At 69.6% G+C, this 25,932-nt stretch carries 28 protein-coding genes; 18 read left to right on the top strand and 10 right to left on the bottom strand.

The window, feature by feature from the left end; all coding sequences use genetic code 11:
- A partial coding sequence (locus tag C665_RS09315; protein WP_004306499.1) for a sigma-54-dependent Fis family transcriptional regulator occupies positions 1 to 1,123 on the top strand: 1,123 nt, incomplete at its 5' end.
- Between the two features lie 404 nt (positions 1,124 to 1,527).
- On the opposite strand, the gene C665_RS09310 is transcribed toward C665_RS09315, so the two are convergent.
- The 3 genes from C665_RS09310 to C665_RS09300 form a co-directional block, all read right to left on the bottom strand.
- Positions 1,528 to 3,747 (bottom strand): TonB-dependent receptor family protein, encoded by a 2,220-nt coding sequence (locus C665_RS09310; protein ID WP_004306497.1) that lies wholly within the window; start codon positions 3,745 to 3,747, stop codon positions 1,528 to 1,530.
- Between the two features lie 147 nt (positions 3,748 to 3,894).
- Complete coding sequence (locus C665_RS09305) at positions 3,895 to 4,728, bottom strand: metallophosphoesterase family protein (RefSeq protein WP_004306495.1); 834 nt, start codon at positions 4,726 to 4,728, stop codon at positions 3,895 to 3,897.
- 10 nt (positions 4,729 to 4,738) lie between these two features.
- Positions 4,739 to 5,770 (bottom strand): diacylglycerol/lipid kinase family protein, encoded by a 1,032-nt coding sequence (locus C665_RS09300; protein WP_004306492.1) that lies wholly within the window; start codon positions 5,768 to 5,770, stop codon positions 4,739 to 4,741.
- Positions 5,771 to 6,042: 272 nt separating this feature from the next.
- On the opposite strand from C665_RS09300, the gene C665_RS09295 reads away from it, so the two are divergent.
- A complete protein-coding gene (locus C665_RS09295; protein WP_231570776.1) occupies positions 6,043 to 6,714 on the top strand; it encodes an exopolysaccharide biosynthesis protein in 672 nt (223 codons plus the stop codon).
- 490 nt (positions 6,715 to 7,204) lie between these two features.
- On the opposite strand, the gene C665_RS09290 is transcribed toward C665_RS09295, so the two are convergent.
- A complete protein-coding gene (locus C665_RS09290; RefSeq protein WP_004306488.1) occupies positions 7,205 to 8,137 on the bottom strand; it encodes a LysR family transcriptional regulator in 933 nt (310 codons plus the stop codon).
- Between the two features lie 145 nt (positions 8,138 to 8,282).
- Here C665_RS09290 and C665_RS20665 point away from each other — a divergent pair, with 145 nt between their 5' ends.
- The 4 genes from C665_RS20665 (at position 8,283) to C665_RS09275 (ending at position 11,885) form a co-directional block, all read left to right on the top strand.
- The gene (locus tag C665_RS20665) at positions 8,283 to 8,549 is read left to right on the top strand and encodes a hypothetical protein (protein WP_031943569.1); all 267 of its coding nucleotides are present in this window, start codon (positions 8,283 to 8,285) and stop codon (positions 8,547 to 8,549) included.
- Positions 8,550 to 8,623: 74 nt separating this feature from the next.
- Entirely contained in the window at positions 8,624 to 9,679 is a 1,056-nt protein-coding gene (locus tag C665_RS09285) for a YeiH family protein (RefSeq protein WP_245537152.1), read from the top strand.
- A gap of 99 nt (positions 9,680 to 9,778) precedes the next feature.
- A complete protein-coding gene (locus C665_RS09280; protein ID WP_004306481.1) occupies positions 9,779 to 10,813 on the top strand; it encodes a beta-propeller fold lactonase family protein in 1,035 nt (344 codons plus the stop codon).
- Between the two features lie 100 nt (positions 10,814 to 10,913).
- The gene (locus C665_RS09275) at positions 10,914 to 11,885 is read left to right on the top strand and encodes an MBL fold metallo-hydrolase (protein ID WP_040828892.1); all 972 of its coding nucleotides are present in this window, start codon (positions 10,914 to 10,916) and stop codon (positions 11,883 to 11,885) included.
- On the opposite strand, the gene C665_RS09270 is transcribed toward C665_RS09275, so the two are convergent.
- Together C665_RS09270 and C665_RS09265 are read right to left on the bottom strand one after the other, a co-directional pair.
- Positions 11,867 to 12,013, bottom strand: coding sequence for a hypothetical protein (locus C665_RS09270; RefSeq protein WP_156147847.1), 147 nt, complete (start codon positions 12,011 to 12,013; stop codon positions 11,867 to 11,869). The genes C665_RS09275 and C665_RS09270 overlap by 19 nt on opposite strands.
- 69 nt (positions 12,014 to 12,082) lie before the next feature.
- Complete coding sequence (locus tag C665_RS09265) at positions 12,083 to 12,316, bottom strand: hypothetical protein (protein WP_004306475.1); 234 nt, start codon at positions 12,314 to 12,316, stop codon at positions 12,083 to 12,085.
- Between the two features lie 181 nt (positions 12,317 to 12,497).
- Here C665_RS09265 and C665_RS09260 point away from each other — a divergent pair, with 181 nt between their 5' ends.
- The 11 genes from C665_RS09260 to sorU all read left to right on the top strand — a co-directional run bounded on the left by C665_RS09260 (position 12,498) and on the right by sorU (position 21,234).
- Positions 12,498 to 12,962 (top strand): nuclear transport factor 2 family protein, encoded by a 465-nt coding sequence (locus C665_RS09260; protein ID WP_004306473.1) that lies wholly within the window; start codon positions 12,498 to 12,500, stop codon positions 12,960 to 12,962.
- A 162-nt stretch (positions 12,963 to 13,124) separates the two neighbouring features.
- Positions 13,125 to 14,375, top strand: a complete 1,251-nt coding sequence (locus tag C665_RS09255) for a hypothetical protein (protein ID WP_004306471.1) — start codon at positions 13,125 to 13,127, stop codon at positions 14,373 to 14,375.
- 195 nt (positions 14,376 to 14,570) lie between these two features.
- Positions 14,571 to 14,963 carry a COG4315 family predicted lipoprotein gene (locus tag C665_RS09250; protein ID WP_004306469.1) on the top strand — a complete coding sequence of 131 codons (393 nt, stop codon included), beginning with the start codon at positions 14,571 to 14,573 and terminating at the stop codon, positions 14,961 to 14,963.
- A gap of 61 nt (positions 14,964 to 15,024) precedes the next feature.
- Positions 15,025 to 15,528 (top strand): RNA polymerase sigma factor, encoded by a 504-nt coding sequence (locus C665_RS09245; protein WP_004306467.1) that lies wholly within the window; start codon positions 15,025 to 15,027, stop codon positions 15,526 to 15,528.
- Between the two features lie 19 nt (positions 15,529 to 15,547).
- Positions 15,548 to 16,474 (top strand): anti-sigma factor family protein, encoded by a 927-nt coding sequence (locus tag C665_RS09240; RefSeq protein WP_004306465.1) that lies wholly within the window; start codon positions 15,548 to 15,550, stop codon positions 16,472 to 16,474.
- A 170-nt stretch (positions 16,475 to 16,644) separates the two neighbouring features.
- The gene (locus C665_RS09235) at positions 16,645 to 18,048 is read left to right on the top strand and encodes a YncE family protein (RefSeq protein ID WP_004306463.1); all 1,404 of its coding nucleotides are present in this window, start codon (positions 16,645 to 16,647) and stop codon (positions 18,046 to 18,048) included.
- On the top strand, positions 18,045 to 18,407 hold the full coding sequence (locus C665_RS09230; protein WP_004306461.1) for a DUF305 domain-containing protein: 363 nt from the start codon (positions 18,045 to 18,047) through the stop codon (positions 18,405 to 18,407). Before C665_RS09235 ends, C665_RS09230 begins: the two co-directional genes overlap by 4 nt.
- A gap of 70 nt (positions 18,408 to 18,477) precedes the next feature.
- On the top strand, positions 18,478 to 19,011 hold the full coding sequence (locus C665_RS09225; RefSeq protein WP_031943585.1) for an RNA polymerase sigma factor: 534 nt from the start codon (positions 18,478 to 18,480) through the stop codon (positions 19,009 to 19,011).
- Positions 19,008 to 19,640, top strand: coding sequence for a hypothetical protein (locus tag C665_RS09220; RefSeq protein ID WP_004306457.1), 633 nt, complete (start codon positions 19,008 to 19,010; stop codon positions 19,638 to 19,640). Before C665_RS09225 ends, C665_RS09220 begins: the two co-directional genes overlap by 4 nt.
- Positions 19,637 to 20,863, top strand: a complete 1,227-nt coding sequence (gene sorT, locus C665_RS09215; protein WP_004306455.1) for a SorT family sulfite dehydrogenase catalytic subunit — start codon at positions 19,637 to 19,639, stop codon at positions 20,861 to 20,863. The genes C665_RS09220 and sorT overlap by 4 nt, the downstream gene beginning before the upstream one ends.
- A gap of 2 nt (positions 20,864 to 20,865) precedes the next feature.
- Complete coding sequence (gene sorU / locus C665_RS09210) at positions 20,866 to 21,234, top strand: SorU family sulfite dehydrogenase c-type cytochrome subunit (RefSeq protein WP_004306453.1); 369 nt, start codon at positions 20,866 to 20,868, stop codon at positions 21,232 to 21,234.
- A 515-nt stretch (positions 21,235 to 21,749) separates the two neighbouring features.
- On the opposite strand, the gene C665_RS09205 is transcribed toward sorU, so the two are convergent.
- Complete coding sequence (locus C665_RS09205) at positions 21,750 to 22,661, bottom strand: DUF808 domain-containing protein (RefSeq protein ID WP_004306450.1); 912 nt, start codon at positions 22,659 to 22,661, stop codon at positions 21,750 to 21,752.
- Positions 22,662 to 22,772: 111 nt separating this feature from the next.
- Between C665_RS09205 and C665_RS09200 the strand changes: the two genes are divergently transcribed.
- Positions 22,773 to 23,315, top strand: coding sequence for a class I SAM-dependent methyltransferase (locus C665_RS09200; RefSeq protein WP_004306448.1), 543 nt, complete (start codon positions 22,773 to 22,775; stop codon positions 23,313 to 23,315).
- Between the two features lie 81 nt (positions 23,316 to 23,396).
- Here C665_RS09200 and C665_RS09195 read toward each other — a convergent pair whose 3' ends face one another.
- The 3 genes from C665_RS09195 to C665_RS09185 form a co-directional block, all read right to left on the bottom strand.
- Positions 23,397 to 24,077, bottom strand: coding sequence for a transglutaminase-like domain-containing protein (locus C665_RS09195; protein WP_004306447.1), 681 nt, complete (start codon positions 24,075 to 24,077; stop codon positions 23,397 to 23,399).
- Positions 24,078 to 24,206: 129 nt separating this feature from the next.
- On the bottom strand, positions 24,207 to 24,860 hold the full coding sequence (locus C665_RS09190) for a response regulator (protein ID WP_370695900.1): 654 nt from the start codon (positions 24,858 to 24,860) through the stop codon (positions 24,207 to 24,209).
- A partial coding sequence (locus C665_RS09185; RefSeq protein ID WP_004306444.1) for an ATP-binding protein occupies positions 24,857 to 25,932 on the bottom strand: 1,076 nt, incomplete at its 5' end. The genes C665_RS09185 and C665_RS09190, both read right to left, overlap by 4 nt.

Genomic DNA, 25,932 nt, shown 5'->3' with positions numbered 1-25,932 from the left:
ACGCATCCACGCGCGCCTGCGGCTGAGCCCGGCCTGGCAGGCCGGCGCGCAGTCGGCCCCGGCCGGCACGGCCCGCGTTGCCGCCGCCCCCGATCCCTCACGCTCGGCGCGCCACAGGACCACCCTCGAGACCCTGTCCACCGGCGACCCCGCGCTGCAGTTCGTGCTCGACCGCTGCGCGCGCATCGTCGGGCGCAGCATCCCGATCCTGATCCAGGGCGAGTCCGGCTCCGGCAAGGAACTCCTCGCGCGCGCCTGCCACAACAGCGGTCCGCGCGCGGACGGCCCCTTCGTCGCGGTCAACTGCGCGGCGATCCCCGAGAACCTGATCGAGTCCGAGCTCTTCGGCTACGTCGGCGGCGCCTTCACCGGCGCGCGCAAGGAGGGGGCGATCGGCCGCATCCAGCAGGCCCATGGCGGCACGCTCTTCCTCGACGAGATCGGCGACATGCCGCTGGCGATGCAGGCGCGGCTGCTGCGCGTGCTGCAGGAGCGCTGCGTGCAGCCGGTGGGCGCGGGCTCCGCGGTACCGGTCGATATCGCGCTGCTGTGCGCGACCCACCGCCAGCTCGGCGAGCAGGTCAAGGCCGGGCGCTTCCGCGAGGATCTCTACTACCGGGTCAACGGCCTCGGCGTGCAGTTGCCGCCACTGCGCGCGCGCAGCGACCTGCAGGGCATCGTGCGCCGCCTGCTTGACGGCAGCAGCCACCACCCCGAGCCCGCGCGCGTCGACGTCGCGCCGGAGACGATGGCGATCCTCGCGGCCTACCCCTGGCCGGGCAACATCCGCCAGCTGCAGAACGTGCTCGAGGTCGCGCTCGCGTTGCTCGACGAGGGCGAGACGCGCATCCTGCCGGTGCATCTGCCCGAGGAAGTGCTGCAGGCGGTCGGCGATGCGCCGGCGCTCGCCCCGTCGGCAGGGACCGAACGCGGCGAGCCGCGTTCCGCGCGGCCCGCCGACGATCCCGACCCGCTACCGCTACCGCTGCGGCGCGCGCGCGCGCTCGACGACGACGCCATCCGCGCCGCGATCGAGCGCTTCGACGGCAACCTCTCCGCCGCCGCCCGTCACCTCGGCGTCGCGCGCAACACGCTCTATCGGCGGATGGGACGGCCGTTCTGAGCGGCGTATTGCGCGCGGTGCAGGGTGCGAAGCCGATCGCGACTCGCGTCGCTCCTACGGCACCGCAAGTGCGGGTTCTCGTATCACGGCCGATCGCGACTTGCGTCGCTCCTACAGCGCCGCAGCCGCTCGGGTTTTCGTGGGAGCGACGCAAGTCGCGATCGGCGGCGTTCCGGTCCGCGTCGTGCTTCCGCCGCTGCCCTGCCTGTATCGCGGCCGCAATCGCGACTCGCGTCGCTCCCACGGCGCCGCAAGCGCGCGGGTTCTCGTATCACGGAGGATCGCGACTCGCGTCGCTCCTACAGTGCCGCAGCCGCGCGGGTTTTCGTGGGAGCGACGCAAGTCGCGATCCGCCGCCGATCCGCGATGGCGGCGGATCGTCAGGAGTCCGCGCCGGCCGTCGCTCAGAACCGGTAGCTCGCGCTCACCCCGGCATACACGCTGCGCTCGGGACCGGGCTCGTAATAGCGCTTGTTGCTGTCGCCGACGATCACCGAGCCGACGTATTCGCGATCGAGCACGTTGTCCACCCGCAGCAACTGGCCGAAGGTCCACGGCCCCTGGCGTTGCTCGGCGGACAGGCGCAGATTGACGAGCGTGTAGGCCGGTGCGACGTGGTCGTTGTTGAGGTCGCTGACCTCGACCTCGCCGCGATGCAGCACCTCGCCCGCGAGCGTCACGCCCGGCGTGGCTTCCCAGGCGAGCTCGGCGAAGGCCGCGATGCGCGGAACACCCGGAATGCGGTTTCCGGCCGCCACGGTGGTCCCGCGGCTGCTGAACGCCTCGTCGTACTCGGCCTGCATCCAGGTCAGCGAGGCCCGCGCCGTCAGCGTGCGGGTGAGCTCGGCCTGGGCGGCCAGCTCGAGCCCCTGGCGCAGCGTGCGCCCGGCGTTCTGGTAGCTGGTCCGGCCGTCCTCCGAGGCCAGGACGACGATCTCGTCGTCGGTCTCGATGCGGAACAGCGCGGCGTTGATCCGCGCGTTGTCGCTCACGAAGGTCTTGATGCCGATCTCGGCCTGGCGGCTGGTGCTCGGACGCAGCCCGAAATTGAAGCCGGTGGTCGGGGTCGCGTACGACAGCTCGTTGAGCGTGGGCGTCTCGTAGCCTGCACCCACGCTGGCGTAGAGGTTGGTCGCGGGGCTCAGCGCATAGCTCACCCCGAGCGCCGGGGTGGTCTTGCTGAAGCGCACGCTGCCGCTGTCGTCGGGGTTGTCGGTCTTGATGTAGCGGTCTTCCACCTTGAACGAAACGCGCGAATGGCGGGCGCCGAGCGACCACTGCCACGGTCCGCTCTTCCACAGCGCCTGGACATAGGGATCGATGCTGGTGATGGTGTCGAGCTCGTCGCGGCGCAGCGCTCCCTTCACCCCGAGCGTGCTGCCGACGAAGTTCTCGTAGCCGCGCCGATCGTCCTCGGAGCGGTCGTAGTCGATGCCGGCGGTCAGGGTGAGCTCGCCGCTCCCCAGCGCGCGTTGCGAAATCCAGCGCAGGCCCATGCCGTGGAAGTCGCGGTCGAAGTCGACCACGCCGCCCGCATGGCGCGGGCTGGACTGGAAACCCCTGGAGAAGGACTGGTACTGGGTGACCGCGCGGCTGCCCGCGTAGGCCGACACCTGCAGGCGATCCTCGCCGAGGCGGCGCTCGTAGGTGGCCCCGCCCTGCACGTGGTGGATGCTCTTGCGCGTGTTGTAGCGGTCCGCGTAGGAGCGCTTCGGCGTGGCGGGGTCGAGCGGATCGATCGTGAGCGACTGCGGATCGCGCTCGTAGGTCTCCCAGGTCACCCCCAGCGGATCCTGCGTCTCCGGCTGGCGCAGCCCGTTGGCCACCAGGGTCAGCGTGCTGTCCTCGTCCGGGTTCAGCGTCAGCTTGGCGAAGCCCTGGTCGCGGCGGGTCTTGCTGTGGTCGCGGTAGCCGTCGGTGTCGAAGCGCGAGGCGTCGAGCACGAAGCCCACGCCATCCTTCTCGCCCTCTGCGCCGATGCCGAACTTGGTCGTCCCCCAGCTGCCGCCGAGCGCGCTCGCGCGCACGCGCGGTGCGCCTTCACCGGTGCGCGAGAAGAGCTGGATGACCCCGCCGGCGTGGTTGCCATAGACGGTGGAGAAGGGCCCGCGCATGACTTCGATGCGTTCGGCGGTGTCGAGGTTGAAGGTGGCGGCCTGGCCCTGGCCGTCCGGGTTGGTGGCGGGGATGCCGTCGGCGATGAGCTTGACGCCGCGCACGCCGAAGGCCGCGCGCGCGCCGAAGCCGCGCACCGAGATCTGCAGGTCCTGGGCGTAGTTCTGGCGATTCTGGATCACCAGGCCGGGCACGCCGGCGAGCGCCTCGGAGGCATTCACGCCGAGGTTCCCGGCCTGGTTGGCGCGCATGTCCACCGAATCGACCGAGTAGGGCAGGTCGAAGCTCTCGGTGGCGGTGGGTGCGCCGGTGACCACCACCGGATTGAGCGTCACCGCCTCCGCGGCCGCCGGCGCGGCCTGCTGCGCGCCGGCGAGGCAGGCGAAGCCGGCCAGCGCACCCGGAACGCCAAGGTGGAGCAGGGAGGCGAGCTTCTTCGCGCGCGGCGGCACGTGGCCGGCGATGGGGGCGATGGGGGCGGCAGGGACTGCGCGGTGCTCGGGTTTCACGGTGAGACTCCTCGGCGGGCGTGACTTTCCGGAGGATTGTCACCGATCGTCGACGCTGCCCGCCTCGACGCAAGCTCCAGCGCGCCCTACAGAAAATCATGAGTCCTGCGCCCGTCGCCCCACGCGGTGCCCGCAGGGGCCTCGCGATCAGGGGCGTTCCGGGTGCACGCGCGTGACCGCCTTGCGGACGAAGCGTCGATCCTTGCGCACGAAGTCCCACTGCTCGACGAGGCAGCTTGCACCCTCCGCCGCGCCGCACCGCGCCGGGTGCTCGCGCGCCGCGGCGGTCTCGCCCCAGCGCAGGATGTTCACCGAATTGGGCACCTCCGCACGCGTGCGCCACGAGACCGCGGTGCCGGCCTGGAGCACCCATAGCCGCCGTGCAAGACCGGGCGGTGCCAGCGTGTAGGGCAGATGGATGTGTCCGCCGAGGACGAGATCGGCCCCGGCGACCGACCACGCCCGCAGGGCGGCCTGGTGGCCGCGCACCAGGTCGGCCCGGTCCCCCGGACAGGACACCGCCGCGGGCTGATGCACCACCACCACGCGCAACTGCTGCGGACTCGCCGAGGCCAGCAGACCTGCCACACGGTCGACCTGCGCGGCCGACACCTCCCCGTTCTTGTGCCGCCAGGCGCGCGTGGTGTTGACCCCGACGACCAGCAGGTCCGCCGACGCGTGAACCGGCTCGAGGTCGGCGCCGAACACCTCGGCGAAGCGCGCGTACGGGCGGGTCAGGCGCGCCCAGAGATCGAACAAGGCGATGTCGTGGTTGCCGGGCACCGCCAGGACCGGCGCCCCCAGTCGCTCGACGAAGGCCTTCGCCGCACGAAACTGGGCCGGTCGTGCGCGCTGCGTGACGTCGCCCGCGAGCACCACCAGGTCCGGCCGCTGCTGCGCTGCGAGGGCGACCAGGGCCTCGACCACCGGCGGCTGCTCGGTGCCGAAGTGGGTGTCGGCGATGTGCAGCAGGACGCTCATGCCGCAGCCCTCATGGCCCGGCCTCGGGCGTGCCTGCCGGGTCAGGGGCCTGGAGCAGGTACAAGGGCTTGTCCAGCACGCGGATCTCGATGGGCGCGCGCATCCGCGCCACCTCGCCGTCGAAGGCCACCACGACCTCCCTGCGACCGGGCGCCAGCCTGGGCTTCACCACCATGTGGGTGAACTCGAAGCTCTCCACCCCGGCGGCTTCACCCAGCCGGCCCATCGCCCCATGAAGCATCAGCCCGAGCATCGACAGGGTGCCGATGGGCCGCAGCATCAGCGCGGCCAGGCAGCCATCGCCGGGCGTGCCGGCGAGGGTGTCCGCGGGCTCCGCGCCGAACTGCTGCAGCTGCAGCCGGTTGTTGCCGACGAAGAGGGTCAGCGTCTGCACGTCGCGAACGGTGGAGCCGGTCTCGATGTGCAGGCGCAGCCGGCGCTGCGCACGCAGCAGCGTCGCGCAGCCCGCGACGAACGCCACCCAGCGGCTACGGCCGAAGCGGGCCTTGTAGGCCTCGCGATCCTGCAGGAGTTCGGGATAGACGCCCAGGCTGGCATTGACCAGGAAGACGCGGTCGTTGATGGCCCCCACCTGCACTGGCCGCGGGCGCGCATCCAGCAACTGCCGCGCCGCGGCCGCGGGCTCGGTGGGGATGCCGTGCGTCCTCGCGAAGTAGTTGAAGGTCCCGTACGGGATGACGCCCATCGGGCAGCCCGCCGCGTGCGCGGCCTGGGCGACCGTGCCGAGGCTGCCGTCGCCGCCCACGGCGACCACCGCCGTGCCGCGCGCCAGCGCCGCCGCTGCGGCCTGGGTGGCCACGCGTGCCAGATCGTCCGGGCCGCAGATCAGCAGTTCGCCCCTGCGGCCGTGGGCGGCGAGGGTCGATTCGATCACGGCACGCTTGGCGTCGACGTCGTGCGCGCCCGCGGAAGCGTTGATCACGAACACCAGGGCGGACTCCGGGTCGAGACGCGGGATCGGCATCGCGGAGCGCCGTGCGCCGTCGGCGTCGATCGACGCGGGCTGGAAACCATCGCTCATGCTGCACCAGGTCGGCGAACGTGGAGGAGAGCCCCGCAGCGGGCGGGCTGCGGGCGAGGGGACCCCAACCGTACCACCAAAACGTTCTCGTGATCGCGGCCCGCAAGCGGCTCGCACGGGGAGTGCAGGCCGGCTCCGCGGCGGGTCGCGACGCGGGGGAACCGGCGGACGCCGGGACTGGTCCGACCCCACAGGAAAAACGTGAAGCACGCGTTCCCGCACAAGCGAAGACACCGTCGTGTCCCGTTCCGATCGATCATCTCCGGACCGTCATGGAAGACCAGGACCCCCGCGCACCACGTCGTCGAGCCGAATACCCCAGCGAGAAGCGCCGCGCGACCGTGCAACGGATTGCCGGGGCGCATCTTGCGTCCATGGACGGCACGATGGCGGATGCCCTCGGCCGCAGCAACCGGCAGCGGCTGGTGTGGCTGTCCTTGCTGGCGATGCCGCTCCTTTTCCCGGTCGCGCTCCCCGGCATGGCCTCGGTGGTCGGCGCCTTCTGCCTGCTGATCGCGTTCGGCCTGTGCATCGGCCAGCCCGTGCCCTTGCCGCGCTGGCTCGCCAGGCGAGAGATCGACGGTCGTGCCCGGGCGCTGCTGCAGCGGATGTTCGGCCGCGTCGTCGGCATCGTCGCGTCCCTCGGCCGCCCCCGCCTGCTGCGCCTGAGCGACCGCCGCGTGCGCGTGCTCAACGCGTCGATGCTCTCCATCGCCGGACTGTCGATGATGACGCCCGTGCCCATCATCAGCTTCGACAATGTGCTGCCCGCGCTGGCCATCGTGCTCATCTCCTGGGGGTTGCGCCTCCGCGACGGCCTGATGCTCCTGGCCGGCTACCTGGTCACGCTCGCGGCGGCGGCCTCGGTGCTGCTGCTGTGGTGGGGAGGCGCCGCCGCCGTCGCCGAATTGCTGTCGTGGGCGGGGCTCGCTTCCGGGGGCTGATCGCGGGAGGCGGAGCGGGGGACCGGGAAGCACTCGGCACCACTTCATCCTCCGCCCGTCCGGCATCGCGGAAGGCCTGCCGCGCGGTCGAGCGGCTCGCGTTTCATTTGCGCATCTGTTCGCGACCGGGGACGCGCGGGCGCTGCCCGAGGATGTTTGCAAGCGCTAAGGCGGCTATCTGGTCTTCCGAGGCTCAGCCGGTTCTTAAGGGCGGCAGGCTCGTGCTCGGCCAGACCCGACACTCATGGTTTGCGTCGACCCGCGATCAACGGCAGCTATCCGGACGCGTTTCCCAATAGCGGCAGCCGGCCACAAGCAGCCGTTGGGTGGTGCGTCCGGAAGCGGACGTCGATTACCCAGACCAGCTCATTGCATCAAAGCTTCGATCAATGGGCAGGTGGGCGGAGCGGGCGTCGGCGCCTAGCTAGCTGAAGGGTAATCGCGTGTCGCCGAGGGCTGAACCTTCGACATGCGAAGCGGGGCCGGGACGTTAGCGGGCAGCCCCAGCGGTCGCATCTGCCTGGGCGATGAACGCCAGCAACGCGGGCGTCGACTGCTTCTCACGATGCACAACCAGATGACATTGCCGAAGCTGCCGCGGCAATGTCGTGGAGACGCGGCACAGACGTCCAGCTTCCAGCGCATCGTTCACTACCCAGGCGGACAGGCAAGCCACCCCCAACCCTTCCTGAGCGGCACGCTGGATGGCTTCCGAACTGCCTAGCTCGATGCTGCGCCGGTAAGAACGCAGGTGGGGCAGCAAGCTCTGGTCGGTGGCCTCGCGCGTGCCAGAGCCCGTTTCGCGAACCAGCCAGACCGCCTCACGCAGCGTGCGCAGGGGAATGCGCTCGCCTGCCGTACTCGACCGGGCCAGCGCACTGTCGGGCGCAGCCACGACCACCATCTCGTCTTGCAGCCAGGGGGTGACCACCAGCTCCGGCTGGTGGCTGGGCCCCTCGATCAGCCCCACGTCGAGTTCGAAAGCGGTCACGGCATCGCAGATGGCGGCGGTGTTCCCGATAACGACCTTCGACCGCCAGGCGGCGGCGCTGCCGGGCTGCTGTGCCCCCATGAAGCCAGCGAGCAGCTTGGGCAACACGTAGTTGCCAATCGTCGTGCTGGCGCCGATGCGCAGCGACTGCGCCTGCGCGCTGCCGTCGCGCGACATCTGCTCGATGCCTGCGGCGCCGTCGAGCAAAGCCAAAGCCCGCGGCAACAGCGCGCGGCCGTTGTCGTTCAACAGCAGGCGTTTGCCGGCGCGGTCGAACAGGCGCAGCGACAGCAGGCGTTCCAGCTCGTTGACGGCCGAACTGGTGGCCGATTGCGACAGCGCTATCTCAGCGCTGGCCGCCGTGGTGCTGCCGCTGCGCGCCACGGCGACAAAAATCTGCAGCTGACGCAGGGTGAGTCGAAGCACGTCCACGGTGATTGCCGTTGTTATCGATTTCGCAGGTACATCTTAGTCATACAACCCGTTGGACGGGTTGATTGCCAAGCTCTAAATTTGCCTGGCCGCTCGATCACGGGGCGGCGGCCCGCCGCGCCACCACCGGCATCTGGAGCCCGACATGCTGACCCTTGAACGAACAACCCCACGCCCCGCAGCACCCGGCCCGCTGGCCCCACAGGCACTGCATGCCCTTCAATGGGTTGCTGCCCGGCGGCCAGTGGCGGGCTTCATGGGGCCGACCCGCGACGTGGCCCATGCCGTCTCGACCACCTTGGCCGCCGACAGCAGCATCGACCCGCAGGTGCTGCGCTGGATGCCGGTCGCAGTGCCGATGGCGGCCGTGCTGCTGTGCGCCGGCATCGCCTTGATCTGGGTGCTGGCGTGATGCACGCGCGGTCGACCTCACAAGCCAGCCCTGGCCCGTCAGCCGGCCACCGGGCAGCGCGGTTGCGCTTGCAGTTGGCAGCCCTGCTGCCCGGCCTCGCCTTGAGCGGCGCCCTGGCCGCGACCGGCATCGCGCTGGGCCACATCGGCTGGCTGCAGGACCACGGCTTCAGTGCGCTGACGCTGGCCATCGTGTTGGGCATGCTGGTGGGCAACACGGTCTATCCGCTGGTGCCGCGCCTGGCCGCGGCCAGCGGTGCCGGCGTCAACGTGTCCAAGCAGAACCTGCTGCGCCTGGGGGTCGTGCTGTACGGCCTGCGGCTGACGGTGCAGGACATCGGCCACGTCGGCATCGCCGGCGTCGCCATCGACGCGCTGGTGCTGGGCTCGACCTTCGCGCTGGCCTGCTTCATCGGCACGCGCTGGTTGGGCCTGGACCGCAAGACGGCGATGCTGATCGGCGCCGGCAGCTCCATCTGCGGCGCCGCCGCGGTGATGGCTGCCGAACCGGTGGTCAAGGCGCGAGCCGAGCAGGTCACGGTGGCGGTGGCCACGGTGGTGGTGTTCGGCACGCTGGCGATCTTTCTGTACCCGGCGCTGTTCGAGCTGAACCAGCACTGGGCGCTGATTCCGGGTGGCGCCAACGGCTTCGGCGTCTACGCCGGCTCGACCATCCACGAGGTAGCCCAGGTGGTGGCCGCGGCGCGTTCGGTGGGCCCGGACGCGGCCAACTCGGCCGTCATCGCGAAGATGGTGCGGGTGATGATGCTGGCGCCGTTCCTGGTGATGTTGTCGGCCTGGCTGGCACGTGACGACAAACGCCACGCCCACACTTCCGCCGCCACGGGCCAGGCCCCAGGCAAGCTCGCCGTGCCCTGGTTCGCCTTCGGCTTCGTCGCGGTGGTGTTGTTCAATTCGCTGCAGTGGCTGCCGGCCTCGGTGGTGGCGGTGACCACCGAGATCGACACCGCGCTGCTGGCCATGGCCATGGCCGCACTCGGCCTGTCCACGCACATCGGCGCCATCCGCAAGGCCGGTGCCAAGCCGCTGTTGCTGGCGCTGATCCTGTTCGGCTGGCTCATCGTCGGCGGTGCCTTGATCAACCGCTGGGTACCGGCCCTGCTCGGCTGAAGCCTCGAATTCACGGCCCGACGGAATAAACCACGGGCTCTCCTCGTCCACGACAGCAAGCCTTTCCCTCTTTTCTCAACACTCTCCGAAAGACATCCCATGAATACCTTCTTCCGCACCACCGCGCTGGCCTTGTGCAGCACCTTCGTCCTCGTGACGGCCACCCTGCCCGCAGGCGCCGCCGAAGCAACCCCGGCCCGCGTCACCTTCGACGGCCAGATCCGCAACAACTCGCTGGCCCTGAGCCCCGACGAGGCCACGGCCGTCGTGTCCTACAGCGAACGGCCCGATGTCATCGTCTACGACCTGGTCACCGGCGCCGTGCGCGGTGTGCTGCGCGGCTACGTCACGCCGCGCAACATCGTCTTCGCGCCCGACGGCAAGAGCTTCTATGTCTCCGACAGCAGCCTGGGCACGGTGACGCGCCTGGACACCACCACGCTCAAGCCGCTGGCCACCGCGTCGACGCTGGCGGCCGGCCCCGGCGCCTTCGGCACCGCGCTCAGCAAGGACGGCAGCGCGCTGTACGTCAACAACCAGGCCAGCAGCACCGTGACGCGACTGGACACCGCCAGCGGGCAGGCCAAGGCCGTGATCACCGGCTTTGCGCAGCCGCGCCAGGGCGTGCGCCTGAGCCCGGACGGCGCAAAGCTCTACGTCACCAACTTCCTGGGCGATAAGGTCACCATCGTCGACACGCAGACCGACAAGATCGAGGGCGAGATCGCGGGCTTCAACAAGATCCGCGCCATCTCGGTCACCGCCGACGGCAAGACCCTGTTTGCGGCCAACAGCGGCAGCAACGACATCGCGGTGGTGGACATCGCCGCGCGCCGCGTCACCAGTACCGTGCCGGTGGGCCGCGACCCCTACGGCGCTGCGCTCACGCCGGACGGCCGCTTCATCTACTCGGGCAATCTGGCCGATAACACGGTGTCGGTGATCGACGTGGCCACGCTGAAGGTGGTGGCCACCATCGCCGGCTTCAAGCAGCCGCGCCAGGCCATCGTGTTCACGCGCGACGCCAAGACGGCCTACGTGCTGAACGAGGACCTGAGCATCTCCAAGGTCGAGCGTGCCGGGCAGCGAATCGTCGCCACGGTGGCCGCTGCGCAGGCGGTGGCGGCGTACTGAAAACCGGGAACTGTCAGAGAACCGGCGCACCGCACGACCGAGCCGGGGGCTTGCCGCTTCCGGTTCGCCCCGTTGTCGCCCCGCCCGCACAAAGGATCGAATGAAAACTCTGGCCAACCCCTGCCGGCGCCGCTTGGCGGCACTTTGTCTGGCCATGTGCACGCTGCCCGCCGCGTTCGCAGCTCAGGCCCAGACGGCCGCCCCGCCGGCGCTGGAACTCGTGGTGCTGGGCTCGGGCGGCCCGGGTGCCACCGGCCGCGCGGGCTCGGCCTTCGTGGTGTTGGTGGATGGCGTGGCGCGTGTTTTCGTCGACGCCGGCCCGGGATCTTTCGTGCGCCTGGGTGAAGCCAAGCTGGCGCTGGGTCGGGCCGACATCGTGCTGCTGACGCACCTTCATGTGGACCATGCCGGTGGACTGCCAGGCCTCTTTAAGGCCCGTGCGGTGTCCAACCGCGGGCCGGTCGATTTCAAGATCTTCGGGCCGGCCGGGCGGCGTGCGCTCGATGCCGACGATGCCGACTTCCCGGCCACCAGCCGCTTCATTGACCTCTTGTTCGGCAAGCAGGGCGCCTTCGGCTACCTGAAGGACTTCTCAACGCCGCTGCGCTTTCAAGTGACCGACATCGACGCACCCGCCACGGCGGCGGCGCTGCCCGAGGTGCGCACCTTGTTTGATGAAGGCGGCCTGCGCATCAGCGCCGTGGCCGGCCACCACCGCGACGCGCCGGCCGTCGTCTACCGCATCGACCACGCCGGCAAGAGCATCACCTTCAGCGGCGACATCGACGCCAGCGGGCTGGCGGGTCTGCGGCGAATCGCCCAAGGCACCAGCCTGCTGGTCTTCAACAGCGTGGTGCTCGACCCACCCGGCTCCCCCGACGTGCTGTACACGTTGCACACGCCGCCCAAGGCAATCGGCGAAGTGGCCGATGCGGTGCGCGCCGGTCAGCTGCTGCTGAGCCACTTGTCGCCCGCGCTCGACGCGCAGCGTGACGCTGTGAAGGCGTCGATCACCGCGCACTACGCCGGCGGGGTGGTGTTCGCGCAAGACGGTCAGCGGCTGGCGCCCTGAGGCGCGCAGCCGCCGGCAATAGTGGCAGTACCAGCCCCGAGTTCGACGCCCGTGCCTACCAACCCCACGAAGGTGATCACGCGAGCCATGCCGTCGGGCCACAGGAACACGGCGGCGTCGAACTTCATGCGCTGGCCGACCGATGGGCTGCCGCTCACGAAACCTTCGGTGCCGACACCGCGGTCCAGGCCCCGCAACTAGAAGGCGCCCGCCGTGGTGCCGAGGGCGTCGGCAAAGGTGCCCGAGAAGCTGAAGGTGTCGCTGGCCGGGTCGTAGCCGGCGAACGCGCTCGCCACATCCACGTCGCCGTTCTGCGGACCGATGTACGTGGGCAGTAGGTCGCCAATGGGGTCGGTGATGCCTTGCGCCAGCGCACCGGTCGCGGCGGTGAACAAGCTGGCCAGCAGCAGGAAGGTCAGGGTTCGCTTCATCGGAGCAATTGGTGGAGCGTGTCGGGCGGGTCAACTGCCGATGGCGTGACAGAAAAAGTTTTTGCGTGGGCCGGAATAGACCGCCTGCCGGCGCCGTCTGCCCTTGTGTCGGGACCTCATGGACCCTTCATCCACCACCGACCACCCCTCACTTCACATCAAGCCTTCAACGGAGCCCTCCATGTTCAAGACATTCGCCTTTGCTGCCACTGCCCTGACGCTTGCCGCTGGCAGCGCCTTCGCCGCCCCTTCCGACGACGCCCGCACGCACTTCCAGGCCATCGCTTCGGGCGACACCCAGATCGTGATGCGCGCCTACGCCGACCAGGCCCAGCTGAACTGGGTCGGCGGCCCGCTGGACGGCACCTACGCCACCACCGACGCCATCCGCGGCACCTGGGAAAAGTTCGGCAAGGCCGTCGGCCCGCTGAAGCTCACCATCGGCTCCATCGAAGAATCGGCCAACCCCAAGGGCTCGACGGTCTCCGCCAACGTCGTCTTCGAAGGCAAGATGCCCATCAAGGTGCGCTACGTGCTGACCTACCGCGAAGGCAAGATCGTCAGCGAAACGTGGCAGATCGACCCCAAGTTGAACGTCGCCCTGGCAGCCACGGCCGAAACCGCCGGCAAGACCGCGACCTACTGATCCACCAGCGCCGCGCCGCACCGGGCCAGACCGGGGGCGGTGCGCACCTGCGTCGTTCGGGTTCATTCCCCGCAGTTGACAACGGAATACCCGCAAGCGCCCGTGCGTCGACCTGATTGAAGTGGTTGACGCACTGCTCACCCATCCACCCAGGAGCTCCCCATGCGACACCCGCTTTCCAAACTTTCGGCCGTGCTGATGCATGCTGCCCTCGCGGCCGCGGCAGGCCTTGCTTCACTGCCCGGCCACGCTGCAGACGGCGCTGAATCGCTGACGTATCCGAACATCATCAAGATACGGGACGGCATGGGCGCACGCGGCGACCTCGCACCGATCGCACGCATCGTCTCGCCGCTGGCGGATTCGCAGATCGTGCCGGGCGAAGGCCGCATTGGCGCAGGCAGCGTGAATGGCACCGGCTTCGTGTTGAACATCGAGGTCGTCACGCGCGACGCGACACCGATCGCCGCGAAAGAATCGCTCAACATCAGAAACACCGCGCTTCTCGGCCAGGTCAACCCGAACATTCCGGGCCTCTATGTCTTCCTCGACACCGACCTCGTCAAGCCCGACGGTGGCGTGATCCCGAAGAACACCAACCTGGCGAACCTCTTCAACATCCTGGGCACCGACGACACGCCCGGCGCGGGCGTGACGCTGTGGCTGGGCTGGCACGTGCTTGAATCGCTGCCGCTCGACACGAGCCGCTTCAACATCACCACCGCCGTGGTCGACACCGCCGGTCGCATCGGCTTCGACAGGGTCTCGATGGCGGTGCTGCGCGGCGGTATCACATCGGGGCAGGCACTGACGCCCCTTCCGATCGATGTGTTCGATGACGGCATCGACGACGCGGACGGACCGGAGGTGACGATGATCGCGCCCCGCGTGCCGTCGCGTGTGTCACCCGGGCCGCAAACCGGCAATCCGACGCCGCCTGCGAATGCATCGCTGTTCTTCATTCAAGTGGCGGCGCTGGACCGCTCGCGTCACGGCATCGGCGTCAGCGAAAACGGCCAAGGCACGGCGGCCCGCTCGGTGTTGGGAACCATCCTGGATGGCAGCCAGATCCAGAACCCGATCACGCATCCCAGCAACGGCACGAACCGCAATTTCCCGGGTCTGAACGTGACCTTCGACGTGCCCTTGCGCCAGCCCAACGGCAACGTGGTGCCGGCGGGCTCGAACCTGGCGCCGATCTTCAACGTTGCCGGCAGCGAGCTGGACGCTGACGGCTATGTCGTGACGACGGCCGATTGGGTGGTGGGCGGATCGCTCCTGATGCCCGCGGGCAAGCGTTCGGTCACGATCACCGCCCGGGTCACCGACAACGCCAATCGCACCCGCAGCGTCAGCCACGTCGTGGGCATCAGCCCAGTCGAGAACGGCCAAAACCTGACGCCCGAACCCTGAGAACGAGGCCGCGCGGCTCCGACCATGGAGCCGCGCTCGACGCACAGGGCAGGGGCAGCCCGCCACCCTGCACAACCAACACCCCATCTTTTTTTCACGCCTGCGGAATAAAAGGCCTGAGCGTGCCGTCTGCCCCGATGTGAGCAACATCTCACCCACGCTGCCCAATCCGCCACCACCTCCACGGAGCTTCCCATGTTCAAAACCCTCGCCATCGCCGCATCTGCGGCAACGTTTCTGGTCACTGCCGGCTGTGCCAACATGGTCGAGCCGCCTGCCAAGGCGCCCGCCATGTTGTCTGGCGGCGCACTCGTCACACCCGGCGGCATGACCCTCTACACCTTCGACCAGGACGTGGCGAACAGCGGCAAGAGCGCCTGCAACGGCGGCTGCGCCGCGCTGTGGCCGCCGATGATGGCCACCGCCACCGACCAGACCACGGGTGCCTACAGCATCGTCACTCGCGACGATGGGTCACGCCAGTGGGCCTACAAGGGCAAGCCGGTGTACACCTACAAGGCCGACCAGAAGGCCGGCGACCGCAGCGGCGACAACTTCAAACAGGTCTGGCACATCATCAAGGAATGACGCCTGTACACCCGCCTGCACACCCAGCTTCGCGCGGGCTCACCCCATCGTCAACATCTTGATGAACGACGACCATCAACTGCTGAGCTGGGTGCCGCGTTTGCGCCGCTATTCCCGGGCGCTGGTGAACAACCGTGACGACGCCGACGACCTGGTGCAGGACACGCTGGAGCGGGCCTGGGCCAAGTCGGGCCTGTGGGGCAGCGTGGCGGACATGCGCGCCTGGCTCTTCAGCATCATGCACAACCTGCACGTCGATGGCGTGCGCCGGCCCAGGCTGCACACCGTGACCATGGACGATGACACCCCCGAGGTGCCGGTGATGCCGACGCAAGGCGACAGGTTGGCGGTGCTGGACCTGCAGGCCGCGCTGGACCTGCTGCCCGTCGAGCAGAAGGAAGTGCTGCTGCTGGTGGCGCTGGAAGACATGGCCTATGCCGACGTGGCGCAGGCCCTGGGCATTCCCATCGGCACGGTGATGTCGCGCTTGTCGCGCGGCCGTGAGCGCCTGCGCGGCCTGATGGAAGGTCGTGCCGAACCCGTGCGGCTGAAGGTCGTCAAATGAATGCATTGCGAAGCACCCTATGAGTACCGATCGCCCATCGCCGCCCACCCTCCCGCCCACCCCCCCGGTCACCGAGGCCGAGCTGCATGCGTTTGTCGATGGCCGTCTGCCCGCAGAGCGTGAGGCCGAGATCGCCGCCTACCTGGCCGCGCGCCCCGACGATGCGCAGCGCGTCGAGGCCTACCGTGCGCAGAAGCGCGAGCTGCACGCCCTGTTCGACCCCGTGCTGGACGAGCAGCCGCCGCAACGCCTGCTGAAGTCGGCGCGCCCGCGCGCCGTATCGCCGACGCCTTGGTACCTGCAGCGCTTGGCCGCCGGGCTGGCTATCGCCGTCATCAGCGGCGCCACGGGCTGGGGGCTGCGCGGCGTCGGACCTGGAACAGCCGGTGACGATGCCGCCCGCATGGCGGCTGTGCAACCGGCCCCAGGTGGTTTGACTTTGGTGTCTGCGGGTGGCTTCGCGCAGCGTGCCGCCGTCGCGCACGCGGTCTACAGCCCCGATGTGCGCCGGCCCGTGGAAGTGGACGCCGCGCACGAAGACCAGCTCGTGGCCTGGCTGTCCAAGCGCATGGGCGCGCCGATGAAACCGCCGCACCTGCAGGCGCAGGGCTACACGCTGGAAGGTGGGCGCCTGCTGCCAGGTGGCCAGGGGCCGGTGGCTCAGTTCATGTACCGCAACCAGCAGGGCAGCAAGCTGACGCTGTACGTGTCCAATGACGTGGCCGACGTCGGCAGCGCCGCGGGCTCGGGCGGGGCCGCGAAACCGGATGCGAAACCGGGTGCGAAGAACGCTGACACCGCCTTCCGCTTCGCGCAGGAAGGCGCCGTCAACGTGTTCTATTGGGTCGACGGGCCCTTCGGCTATGCGCTGTCGTCCGACGCCGACCGCAGCGTGCTGGCGCGGGTGTCGGCCGAGGTCTACCAACAGCTGGGCGCACCGCGCTGAAGGCCACGGCAAGTCCCGCAGCGCAGGCGGTTTGCACCGCCATGGAATGAATTGGCCTGAAGCGCGCTCTTTGCTGCGAGCGCCTGACGCACCGACACAGCCCTTCGTTGGGTGCAAGGTCGCGCGTCACGGGCCCCAGTCCACCTTTGCACTGAACAAAGAAAGCACCCATGACCACCCAACGTCGCGACATCCTCAAATACTCGCTGGCCGCCGCGGCAGCCAGCGCGCTGCCCGCAGCACAAGCCCAGGCACCGGCCGCCAGCACAAGCACCAGCACGACAGCGCCTGGCCCCGGCATCGACCCGCGCGACCGCGTCTTCATCACCAACGAAGACTCCAACACGCTCGTCGTCATCGATCCCAAGACCAACACCGTCGAGAGCACGATCAACCTGACCAGCTTCGACGAAGACCCGCGGCCGCCGTTCCGCTACGTCACCGCCGGCGTGGCGCCCACGCACGCGGCGATGATCCACAAGCCGCTGTACCACGGCTGCATCGACGCCCACGGCGCGGTGCCGTCTCCCGACGGCCGCCTGCTGGCCACCAGCGGGCGCGGCTCGAGCAACATCTACCTCATCGACGCCGAGCAGCGCCGCGTCATCGGCAACACGCCGAACCCGGCTGCCGGCCCCACCACCAACCCCGAACGCCTGAGCAGCGGCCTGCTGCTGGGCCGAGAACCGCACGAGCCCACCTTCACGCGCAACGGCAAGGAGCTTTGGGTGACGCTGCGCGGGGAAGACCGCATCGCCATCGTCAACGTCGAACTCGCCCTGCGTCAGTTGAAGGGCACCGACAACACAGGTTCGACGGCCATCCGCCAGTTCCTGCCGACGATCAACGGCCCGGCCCAGGTATGGTTCAACCGCGAAGGCACGCTGGCCTTCGTGGCCAGCCAGAAGGTGTCGCAGGTCGACGTGTTCCGTGTCAACCCGGGCGCCGATGGCCACAGCCAGCCGCAGCGCGTGACGACACTGGACATCAGTGCGCAGGACAAGCCCGGCTTCACGCCCTTCATGAAGACCACGCCCGACGGCGCCGAGGTGTGGTTCTCGCACAAGCTGGCCGATGCGCTGTCTTCTCGCTCGACGCGGGGCGGTTTCGACCTCATTGACAGCGTGCCGCTGGGCATGGGCGCGCGGCCCAACCACGTCGAGTTCGTCAGCAACGCGCGCGGCAGCGTGGTTTACGCCAGCCTGGCGCGCATCGACGACGGCGGCCCCGGCGGCGTGGCCTCCAGCCCCATCGCCATCATCGACCGCAGCGCCGCCGGCGGGCAGCGCAAGGTGGTGGGCAGCTTCTTCAGCCACGGCCGCGAAGCCCACGGGCTGTGGACCAACCCCGAAAACACGCTGCTCTACATCGCCCACGAGCAGGACGAACTGCCCGGCACGCCCAACGCCGGCCAGACAGTGTGCAGCGCCTTCGACGTCAGCGACCCGCTGAAGCCGGTCTTCATCGCGCAGATTCCGCTGGGCAACCTGACCCTGCCTTCCGGAGCGCTGCGCAACAAGAAGAGCATCAACCTGGTCTACGTGCGCGTGGGTGCCAAGGGGCAGACTGCATGAAGGGCATGAAGGGCATGAGGGGCGGACACGCCCAACATGGAGTCAGTGCCTTCGAGCGCGAGATGGACGCTTCGATGGCCCGCATGATGCAAGACATGCACGGCCCGGGCTTCGTGGGCCAGGCCGACATCGACTTCCTGGCGATGATGATTCCGCACCACGCCGGCGCCGTCGACATGGCGCGGCTGGTGCTGCAGCACGGCCGCGACCCGGCCACGCGGCAACTGGCGGAGGAGATCATCGCCGGCCAGACCATCGAGATCGAGAGCATGACGCGGCGGCTGGCGGCCTTGCAGCAGCGCTCTAGCGCGGGTTCGGCAGCCGAATTTCCATCGCTGGGTGGCACGCGCGGGCCGTGATGCCCAGCCTGAGGGTAAGCACTGACGATGGCGATGGAATGAACCGCAGCGCTGTCCGCTCTTGATCACCATGCTGTTCCAGTCTGCCGAGTCCCGCTACAACCAATGGGTGCGGGACCATTACCGCTTCCTGCTGCGCAGCGCCTGGGCGCTGACAGGCTCGCGTGCCATCGCCGAAGACGTGGTGCAGGACTGTTTTGCCAACGCCTGGAAGCACCGCGAGCAGTTGCGCGATGCGGCCTTGGCGCGGGCCTGGCTGTTCCAGATCATGCGGCGCGCCGCCTTCCGCCAGGCCGCGCCGGGCATGCAGTCGCTGGACGACGACGAGCAGCCCGAGCAGGCCGCCCCCGACGCCGGGCTGGACGACAAGCTGGACGTGGTCAAGGCGCTCGCGCGGCTGGCGCCCATCCACCGCGAGGTGCTGGTGCTGTTCTATTTCGACGACATGCCCACCGCGCAGATGGCCGAGGCGCTGGAGATTGCGCCCGGCACCGTGCTGTCGCGCCTGGCTCGCGCGCGCGACGCGCTGAAGCAGGTGATGGGCGTGCCAGTGCGGGCACCCGGCGGCGCCCAGGTCACGCCCTTGCGGAAGACCCCGTCATGAAGCGCGAACTCCGGCCGCCCGAGTTGCCCGACAGCGCGTTCGACTTGCGCACGCGCGCCGAACTGGCGCTGGCCTTCGAGCCCATCGACGCCCCGCCGCACTTGTACCGCAAGGCGCAGCCGCTAATGGCGCGGCGCAGCTTCCAGCGCGCCGTGCTGGGCCTGCTGCTGGCAGGCAGCGGCACCGGCGCCGTGCTGGCCATGCGCCCGCCAGAACTCGTGCGCGGCGCCATCGAACACGAATACTTCGAGCGCACGCTGCGCGGCACCTTCATGGCCAGCGCGCCCTTGCTGCAGCACCTGGGGCTGGCCGGCCAACAGGTGGTGCCCGGCTTCCCGCAGCTGATGCGGCCTTGCGACATCGACGGCCACCTCGTCTACCACCTCACCACCTTCTTCGAGAAGGGCGGCATGGTCACCGTGTTCGCCTTCGACAAGGCGGTGGCACTGACGGAGGGCAGCGGCTGGTGGGGCAACGTGCACTGGAAAGTCATCACCTCGCGCGACGGCAAGCCGCTGGTGCTGGTGGCGCAGAAGAAGCAGGCCCTGGCCGTGGCGCAAAGCCAGTTCGGTCCAGCCACCGACATGTCCCCACCGAATTCCACACCGACCCCCAAGGAGACCCGATGAACAAGACCTTGAACTCGCTGCCGCGGCGCCAGATGCTGGCCGGCAGCGCCAGCGCCCTGGCCGCGGCCGGCCTGGCCACTTTCACGCGCGGTGCCGCCGCGGCTGGCGAAACCCCAGTGGCCAGCGCCACGCCCAAGCCGCTGCCCGCCTACGTGGCGTGGAAAGACCCGGCCAGCGTCATCGTGCACAGCAGCACCACCATCGAGACCAAGCGCGCAGCCTTCGGCAGCGGGGTCATCACGCCGGGCGAGCAGCTCTACATCCGCAACAACCTGCCGGCGCCCGACGCGTCCATCGTCGCCGACCGCGACGCCTGGCAGGTGGCCATCGAAGGCGTGAAGGCGCCGCGCACGCTGACGCTGCGCGAGCTGAAGACGATGGGCGTGGAGACGACCGCGATGGTGCTGCAGTGCTCGGGCAATGGTCGCGGCTACTTCCCCAGCAAGCCCAGTGGCACACCCTGGCAGGTGGGCGCGGCGGGTTGCGTGATGTGGACCGGCGTTCCGGTGCGCGTGGTGGCCGAAGCGCTGGGCGGCGTCGTGCCGGGCGCCGGTTACCTGACCGGCACCGGCGGCGAGAAGCTGCCCGAAGGCCTGGACCCGCTGAGCATCATCGTCGAGCGCTCGGTGCCGGCCGCCGCGATGGCCGACGCGCTGCTGGCCTGGGAGATGAACGGCGTGCCGATCTCGCTGGCCCACGGCGGGCCGCTGCGCCTGATCGTGCCCGGCTACACCGGCGTGAACAACATCAAGTACATCAAGCGCCTGGCCTTCACGGCCAAGGAAACCGAGGCGAAGATCATGTCGCACGGCTACCGCATCTCGCCGCCGGGCGGCAAGGGCGACCCGAGCCAGCCGTCGGTGCAGGAGATGTCGGTCAAGTCGTGGATCAACTCGCCGGCGCCTGATGCATCCAGCGTCAAGGCCGGCCTGGTGCAGGTGCAAGGCGTGGCCTTCGGCGGGCTGAACGGCATCAAGCGCGTCGAGGTGTCGCTGGACGGCGGCAAGACCTGGAACGACGCGCGGCTCACCGGGCCCGACCTGGGCCGCTATGCCTGGCGACAGTTCGTGCTGGCCGCGAAGCTGCCCGCTGGCAGCCACACGCTGGCCAGCCGCGCCACCGACACGGCCGGCAACGTGCAGCCCGAACAGCGGATGGAAAACGCCGGCGGCTACAACAACACGAGCTGGGCCGACCACGCCGTGAAAGTGACGGTGGCCTGAACATGCGCAACACCATCCACCAGCACTTCGTGGTGCATGCCTTGAAAGTCGCGTCGGTGCTCGTCGCAGGCCTGGCACTGCCCGCTCTGCCCGCGCTGGCGGCCGACGAAAGCGCGCAACTCGCCCTGGGGAAGAAGCTCTTCCTGCAGGGCGTCGTCCCGTCGTGCGCCGTGTGCCACACCTTGCAGGCCGCAGGTGCCGAGGGCGCCGTCGGCCCGGTCCTCGACGAGTTGAAGCCCGACGCTGCGCGCGTGGCGAAGGCGCTGCGCAACGGGCTGGGCCAGATGCCCTCGTACAAGGACAAGCTCACCGAAGCAGAGATTGCGGCGCTGGCGCTCTACGTGTCGAAGGCCAGCGGGGGTGCCAAGTGAAACTTCAGGTGGGTGGAATCTGTGGTGCATCCCCACCGATAAAGGCTCGTCCGCGCGGGCCGCAAGACGCTGACTGGCACCGAAACGCAGGGCATCTTCATCGGTCGCCGCCGTCGGCAGCGACTGCTTCTCAACTCCTCGACAGACTGGATTGGGTCGTCAGGGTGAATTGGCGTTTCGGGTATGCGGACACCCTATTCGCATGCGACCGCGCAGAATCGAACGGAAGGAATGGCCGACGACCTGACCGACGCCCAACACCGCCGAGCGACAAGTTCCCGAGCGCTTATCCGCCCCTCACACTCATCCATCTTTCGCGACCACCGTGCCTCGCCGTGGTCGCAATCCGCTATCGGAAACCGCCTGCGCATAGCAACCATTGATTGCGGACGCAATAGCTCCCCGAGCGACCGCGCAGGCCGACGACCACCGGGCCACCGGAGCCCTCTCATGGTGCTCGTCGATCCCCAGGAGATCGCGCCCCACGGAGCCCGGCACCTTGCCGCCGCGGCCGGTCAGTGCGCGCCGCGCAGCTTCTGCACCACCATCACCGCCGCGAGCACGATCGCACCGGCGACGATGCCGACCCCGGCGCCCGCGCCGGTGTTGATCAATGCGCCGCCCACGCCGCCGAATCCCGCGGCGAAATGCTCCACCGCGTGCGCCGCTGTCGGCCAGCCGTGCAGCAGGATGCCGCCGCCGACCATGAACATGGCCGCGGTGCCGACCACCGACAGCGTCTTCATCAGCCACGGTGCGAAGCCCAGGATGGCGCCGCCGATGCGGCGGGTGAAGGCCGAGGCGCTGCGCTGCAGGTGCAGGCCGAGGTCGTCGAGCTTGACGATGCCGGCCACCAGGCCATACACGCCCACCGTCATCACCAGCGAGATGCCGACCAGCACCGTCACGCGCTGGCCGAGCGAGGCGGCGGCCACGGTGCCGAGGGTGATCACCACGATCTCGGCCGACAGGATGAAGTCGGTGCGCACCGCGCCCTTGATCTTCTCCTTCTCGTAGGCGACCAGGTCCACGTTGGGGTCGGCCACCGCCTCCAGGGTCTCGCGGTGCTCGGCCTCGGCCTCCGCCTTCGAGTGCAGGAACTTGTGCGCGAGCTTCTCGAAGCCCTCGAAGCACAGGAAGGCGCCGCCGAGCATCAGCAGCGGGGTGATCAGCCACGGCGCCAGCCAGCTGATCAGCAGCGCCGCCGGCACCAGGATGGCCTTGTTCACCAGCGAGCCCTTGGCCACCGCCCACACCACCGGCAGCTCGCGGCTGGCCTGCACGCCGGTGACCTGCTGGGCGTTGAGGGCGAGGTCGTCGCCGAGCACGCCGGCGGTCTTCTTGGCGGCGACTTTGGTCATGGTGGCGACGTCGTCCAGGAGGGTGGCGATGTCGTCGATGAGTGCGAGCAGGGTGGTTCCGGCCATGATCTACCGTTGTTGGGAGGAAAGGCGTGATGGTGACAGAAATCCGCCGGGTGCCGGGCAGGTCCGCATGGCGCTACCATGGGCGCCTTGCGAGTTCGAGAAGGGGGGCCGATGCCGGTCGATCTGCTGTTCGCCATGCTGCGCAACCCCGCATCGACCGGCGCGGTGCTGCCTTCCTCGCGCACGCTGGCCAATGCGATGGCGGGCGCGGCGGTTGGCGCCGACACCGTAATCGAGCTCGGCGCCGGCACCGGCCCGGTGACCGAGGCCTTGCTGCGCCGCCTGCCCGGCGTGCCGCTGATCGCGGTCGAGCTCCAGCCCGCGCTGGCGCGGCGGCTGCAGGCGCGCTTTCCGACGGTCGATGTGCGCCAGGCGGCGGCGAAGGAGGTCGTCGATGGCCTGATCGAGCGCCCCGGCCGCCTGGTGCTGGTTTCCAGCCTGCCTTTCCGCTCCCTGCCCAAGGAGGTCGCGGCGGCGACGGTCGACAGCCTCTGTCGTTTCCTCGCCCACGACGGCGAGCGCAAGCTCGTGCAGTTCACCTACCAGCCGCGCGCGCCGTTCGCCGTGCCGCGGCAGCTGCGCTGGCAGCGCCGCGCGGTGGTGTGGCGCAACACGCCGCCGGCGGGGGTGTGGGAGCTGCAGGCGGTGCGCTGAGGCCTTCGCGGCGGCAAGTCACCCGTGAAGCCGTGCCGTGTCCGCCACGCCGCCGCCCGGCGGTGCTCGCGCGGTGGCCGCTCAGCGGTCGACCATGGCCTCGTGCTCGAAGTCGCCCTTCAGGTCGGCCTCGGCCGCTTCGACCAGACCCGGGTGGTGCTCCCACATGTCGGCGACGAGCGCCTCGAAGGGGAAGTCGTCGAAGGTCCCGCGCTCCTTCACGTACTCCATGTGGCGTTCGTCGCGCGCGTTGTAGGGGTGCATCAGCGAGTCGTTACGGCCGTCGAATTCGAGCGGATGGACGTCGAAGCGCTCGCACATCTGCAGGTTGAACGCCGGCGTCGCCTTCACCCAGCGGCCTTCCAGGTGCATGGCGACGTAGCCGTGCCAGCGATACACGTCGCCACCGACGAGCTGGCGCAGGCGCTCGGTGCTGAGGTGGTTGCGCACGTCGGCGAAGCCCACCCGCGCCGGGATGCCCGCGCCGCGTGCGACGGCGGTGAGCAGGTTGGCCTTGGGCACGCAGTAGGCGGCGCCCTCGATCAGCGTGCGGCTGGCGGTGAAGTACTCCTTGCGCATGTAGAAGCGGTAGGGGTCGTAGCGGATGCCGTCGCGCACCGCGTAGTACAGCTTCACCGCGCGCTCGACCGCATCGACCGCGTCGCCCACGCTCTCCTCGATGAAGGCGCGCACGCGCGGATGCTCGTGGTCGAAGTAATAAGTCGGTGCCAGAAAGTCCTGCGGATCCTTCTCCTTGCTCATTCCCGGTTCTCCTCGGTGTGCCTGCGTTGTCTCGGGAATGTATAAGGGGAAGTTGACGTTCGCGTCAATATTATTTGCGCCGCACGGGTCGCCGCGATGTCTGCTCCGCGGGCGCCGACGCGCCTGTCGCTAGACTTCGATGAGGCCGCAGCGCACCGCGACGAGCGCGAGCTCGGCGGCATTCGACACTTCGAGCTTCTGCTTGATGTGATACAGGTGGGTGCCCACCGTGCTCGGGCTCAGGCTGTGGGTCTCGGCGATCTCGGCCACGCTGCGTCCGCGCGCGAGCTGCAGGAAGACGGCGAACTCCTTCTCGGTGAGCGCCGCGACCGGGTCGCCGCCGCCGGCGAACTGCGCGAGCGCGAGGGCGGGCGCGATCGCCGGGTCGATGTAGCGCTGGCCGCGCGCGACGGTGGCCACCGCGTGCAGCAGCTCGTCCGGATGGGCGCGCTTGGACAGGTAGCCGCCCGCGCCGGCACGCAGCGCGCGCGCGGGGATCTGCGCGTCGTCGTGCGCCGACAGCATCAGCACGCGCGCCGCGGGGTGGTGGGCGAGCACGCGCTCGAGCGCGCCGAGTCCGCCGATGCCCGGCATCGACACGTCCATCAGCAGCACATCGGGGTGCACCTGGCCGAAGGCCTGCACGGCCGCCTCGCCGCAATCGGCCTCGCCGACGACCTCGGCACCGGCGCCTTCGAGCAGCAGGCGGAAGCCCATGCGCACCACCGCATGATCGTCGGCGAGCAGGATGCGCAGGGCGTGGAGGGAAGGGGGCTTCATCATTGCGTGACCGGTAGGGGTTGCCGCAGAGCCTGCGGGAGACGGGCGCGCACGCACAGGCCGCCGGTGGGCGGGCTGTGCAGTTCGAGCCGGCCGTGGAGTTCGGCGAGGCGCTCGCGCATGCCGGCGAGGCCGTGGCGGCCGGGGGTGGGCTGCGGGCCCAGGCCGCGGCCGTCGTCGCGGACCTCGACCTCGATCTCCGCCTGTCCGTCGCGACCGCCGCCCTCGCGGCGCAGGCCGACGCGCACCTCGACCGAGCGCGCGCGAGCGTGGCGGGCGACGTTGGTGAGGCTCTCCTGCAGCACGCGCAGCACGGCGAGGCCGACGCCGTCGTCGAGCGGCTCGTCGCGAGCCTCGCCGAGCGGCTCGATCGCGCAACGCAGCTCGATGCCCTCGTGATGGCTGGCCCACAGCGCGCAGTAGGCCTGCAGCGTGTCCTCGATGCGCTCGTGCGCGGCCGGTGCCTCGCGGCGCAGGCGCTGCAGGATGGCGTGCACGCCGTCCTGCATGTGGCCGGTCATGGCGAGGATGGCCTGCGCACTGCCGTGGATGCCGGGCTGCTCGGCGCTGCGCTGCAGGATGGCGCCGGCGATCGAGCGCACCGCGGTGATGCTCTGGCCGAGCTCGTCGTGGAGCTCGCGCGCGATCGCGCGGCGCTCCTGCTCCAGGCGGGCCTGGATGGTGCGCGCGAGGCTCTGGTCGGCCTCGAGGCGGGCGTTGGTCGCGCGCGACTCGTCCAGACGGTCGGCGAGGCGGTTGTAGCTGCGCGCCAGCAGCGCGAGCTCGCGGGTGGCGTATTCCGGCAGGCGCTGGTCGAAGCGGCCGCGGGCGCCGTGCTCGAGCGCGACGTGGATCTGCTGCAGCGGCGCGAGTGCGCGCCGGATCGCCACGCGGGTGGCGAGCCAGAGCGCGAGCAGCAGCGCGCACGCCCAGCCGAGCGCGGCGACGAGATGGTCCCAGGCGTCGAGCACCGCGCGCGAGGTGTCGGGCGTCAGCACCACCTCCAGCGCGCCGGCGTCGAGCCGGCGCGCGCCGAGCTCGGGCGCGACGTGCTGCGCGAACCAGGCCGGCGCGT

The sequence above is a fragment of the Thauera aminoaromatica S2 genome, from assembly GCF_000310185.1.
GTDB classification, from domain to species: domain Bacteria; phylum Pseudomonadota; class Gammaproteobacteria; order Burkholderiales; family Rhodocyclaceae; genus Thauera; species Thauera aminoaromatica.
The sequence above is the reverse complement of the archived record's forward strand: the minus strand, read 5'-3'. Positions and strand labels throughout refer to the sequence as shown.

What these genes read in the sequence shown, in the direction of transcription:
- C665_RS09305 (WP_004306495.1), bottom strand. Translation starts at nt 4,728, where the DNA reads ATGAGCGTCCTGCTGCACATCGCCGACACCCACTTCGGCACCGAGCAG.
- C665_RS09300 (WP_004306492.1), bottom strand. Translation starts at nt 5,770, where the DNA reads ATGAGCGATGGTTTCCAGCCCGCGTCGATCGACGCCGACGGCGCACGG.
- C665_RS09295 (WP_231570776.1), top strand. Translation starts at nt 6,043, where the DNA reads ATGGAAGACCAGGACCCCCGCGCACCACGTCGTCGAGCCGAATACCCC.
- C665_RS20665 (WP_031943569.1), top strand. Translation starts at nt 8,283, where the DNA reads ATGCTGACCCTTGAACGAACAACCCCACGCCCCGCAGCACCCGGCCCG.
- C665_RS09280 (WP_004306481.1), top strand. Translation starts at nt 9,779, where the DNA reads ATGAATACCTTCTTCCGCACCACCGCGCTGGCCTTGTGCAGCACCTTC.
- C665_RS09275 (WP_040828892.1), top strand. Translation starts at nt 10,914, where the DNA reads ATGAAAACTCTGGCCAACCCCTGCCGGCGCCGCTTGGCGGCACTTTGT.
- C665_RS09270 (WP_156147847.1), bottom strand. Translation starts at nt 12,013, where the DNA reads ATGAAGTTCGACGCCGCCGTGTTCCTGTGGCCCGACGGCATGGCTCGC.
- C665_RS09265 (WP_004306475.1), bottom strand. Translation starts at nt 12,316, where the DNA reads ATGAAGCGAACCCTGACCTTCCTGCTGCTGGCCAGCTTGTTCACCGCC.
- C665_RS09260 (WP_004306473.1), top strand. Translation starts at nt 12,498, where the DNA reads ATGTTCAAGACATTCGCCTTTGCTGCCACTGCCCTGACGCTTGCCGCT.
- C665_RS09255 (WP_004306471.1), top strand. Translation starts at nt 13,125, where the DNA reads ATGCGACACCCGCTTTCCAAACTTTCGGCCGTGCTGATGCATGCTGCC.
- C665_RS09250 (WP_004306469.1), top strand. Translation starts at nt 14,571, where the DNA reads ATGTTCAAAACCCTCGCCATCGCCGCATCTGCGGCAACGTTTCTGGTC.
- C665_RS09245 (WP_004306467.1), top strand. Translation starts at nt 15,025, where the DNA reads ATGAACGACGACCATCAACTGCTGAGCTGGGTGCCGCGTTTGCGCCGC.
- C665_RS09240 (WP_004306465.1), top strand. Translation starts at nt 15,548, where the DNA reads ATGAGTACCGATCGCCCATCGCCGCCCACCCTCCCGCCCACCCCCCCG.
- C665_RS09235 (WP_004306463.1), top strand. Translation starts at nt 16,645, where the DNA reads ATGACCACCCAACGTCGCGACATCCTCAAATACTCGCTGGCCGCCGCG.
- C665_RS09230 (WP_004306461.1), top strand. Translation starts at nt 18,045, where the DNA reads ATGAAGGGCATGAAGGGCATGAGGGGCGGACACGCCCAACATGGAGTC.
- C665_RS09225 (WP_031943585.1), top strand. Translation starts at nt 18,478, where the DNA reads ATGCTGTTCCAGTCTGCCGAGTCCCGCTACAACCAATGGGTGCGGGAC.
- C665_RS09220 (WP_004306457.1), top strand. Translation starts at nt 19,008, where the DNA reads ATGAAGCGCGAACTCCGGCCGCCCGAGTTGCCCGACAGCGCGTTCGAC.
- sorT (WP_004306455.1), top strand. Translation starts at nt 19,637, where the DNA reads ATGAACAAGACCTTGAACTCGCTGCCGCGGCGCCAGATGCTGGCCGGC.
- sorU (WP_004306453.1), top strand. Translation starts at nt 20,866, where the DNA reads ATGCGCAACACCATCCACCAGCACTTCGTGGTGCATGCCTTGAAAGTC.
- C665_RS09205 (WP_004306450.1), bottom strand. Translation starts at nt 22,661, where the DNA reads ATGGCCGGAACCACCCTGCTCGCACTCATCGACGACATCGCCACCCTC.
- C665_RS09200 (WP_004306448.1), top strand. Translation starts at nt 22,773, where the DNA reads ATGCCGGTCGATCTGCTGTTCGCCATGCTGCGCAACCCCGCATCGACC.
- C665_RS09195 (WP_004306447.1), bottom strand. Translation starts at nt 24,077, where the DNA reads ATGAGCAAGGAGAAGGATCCGCAGGACTTTCTGGCACCGACTTATTAC.
- C665_RS09190 (WP_370695900.1), bottom strand. Translation starts at nt 24,860, where the DNA reads ATGATGAAGCCCCCTTCCCTCCACGCCCTGCGCATCCTGCTCGCCGAC.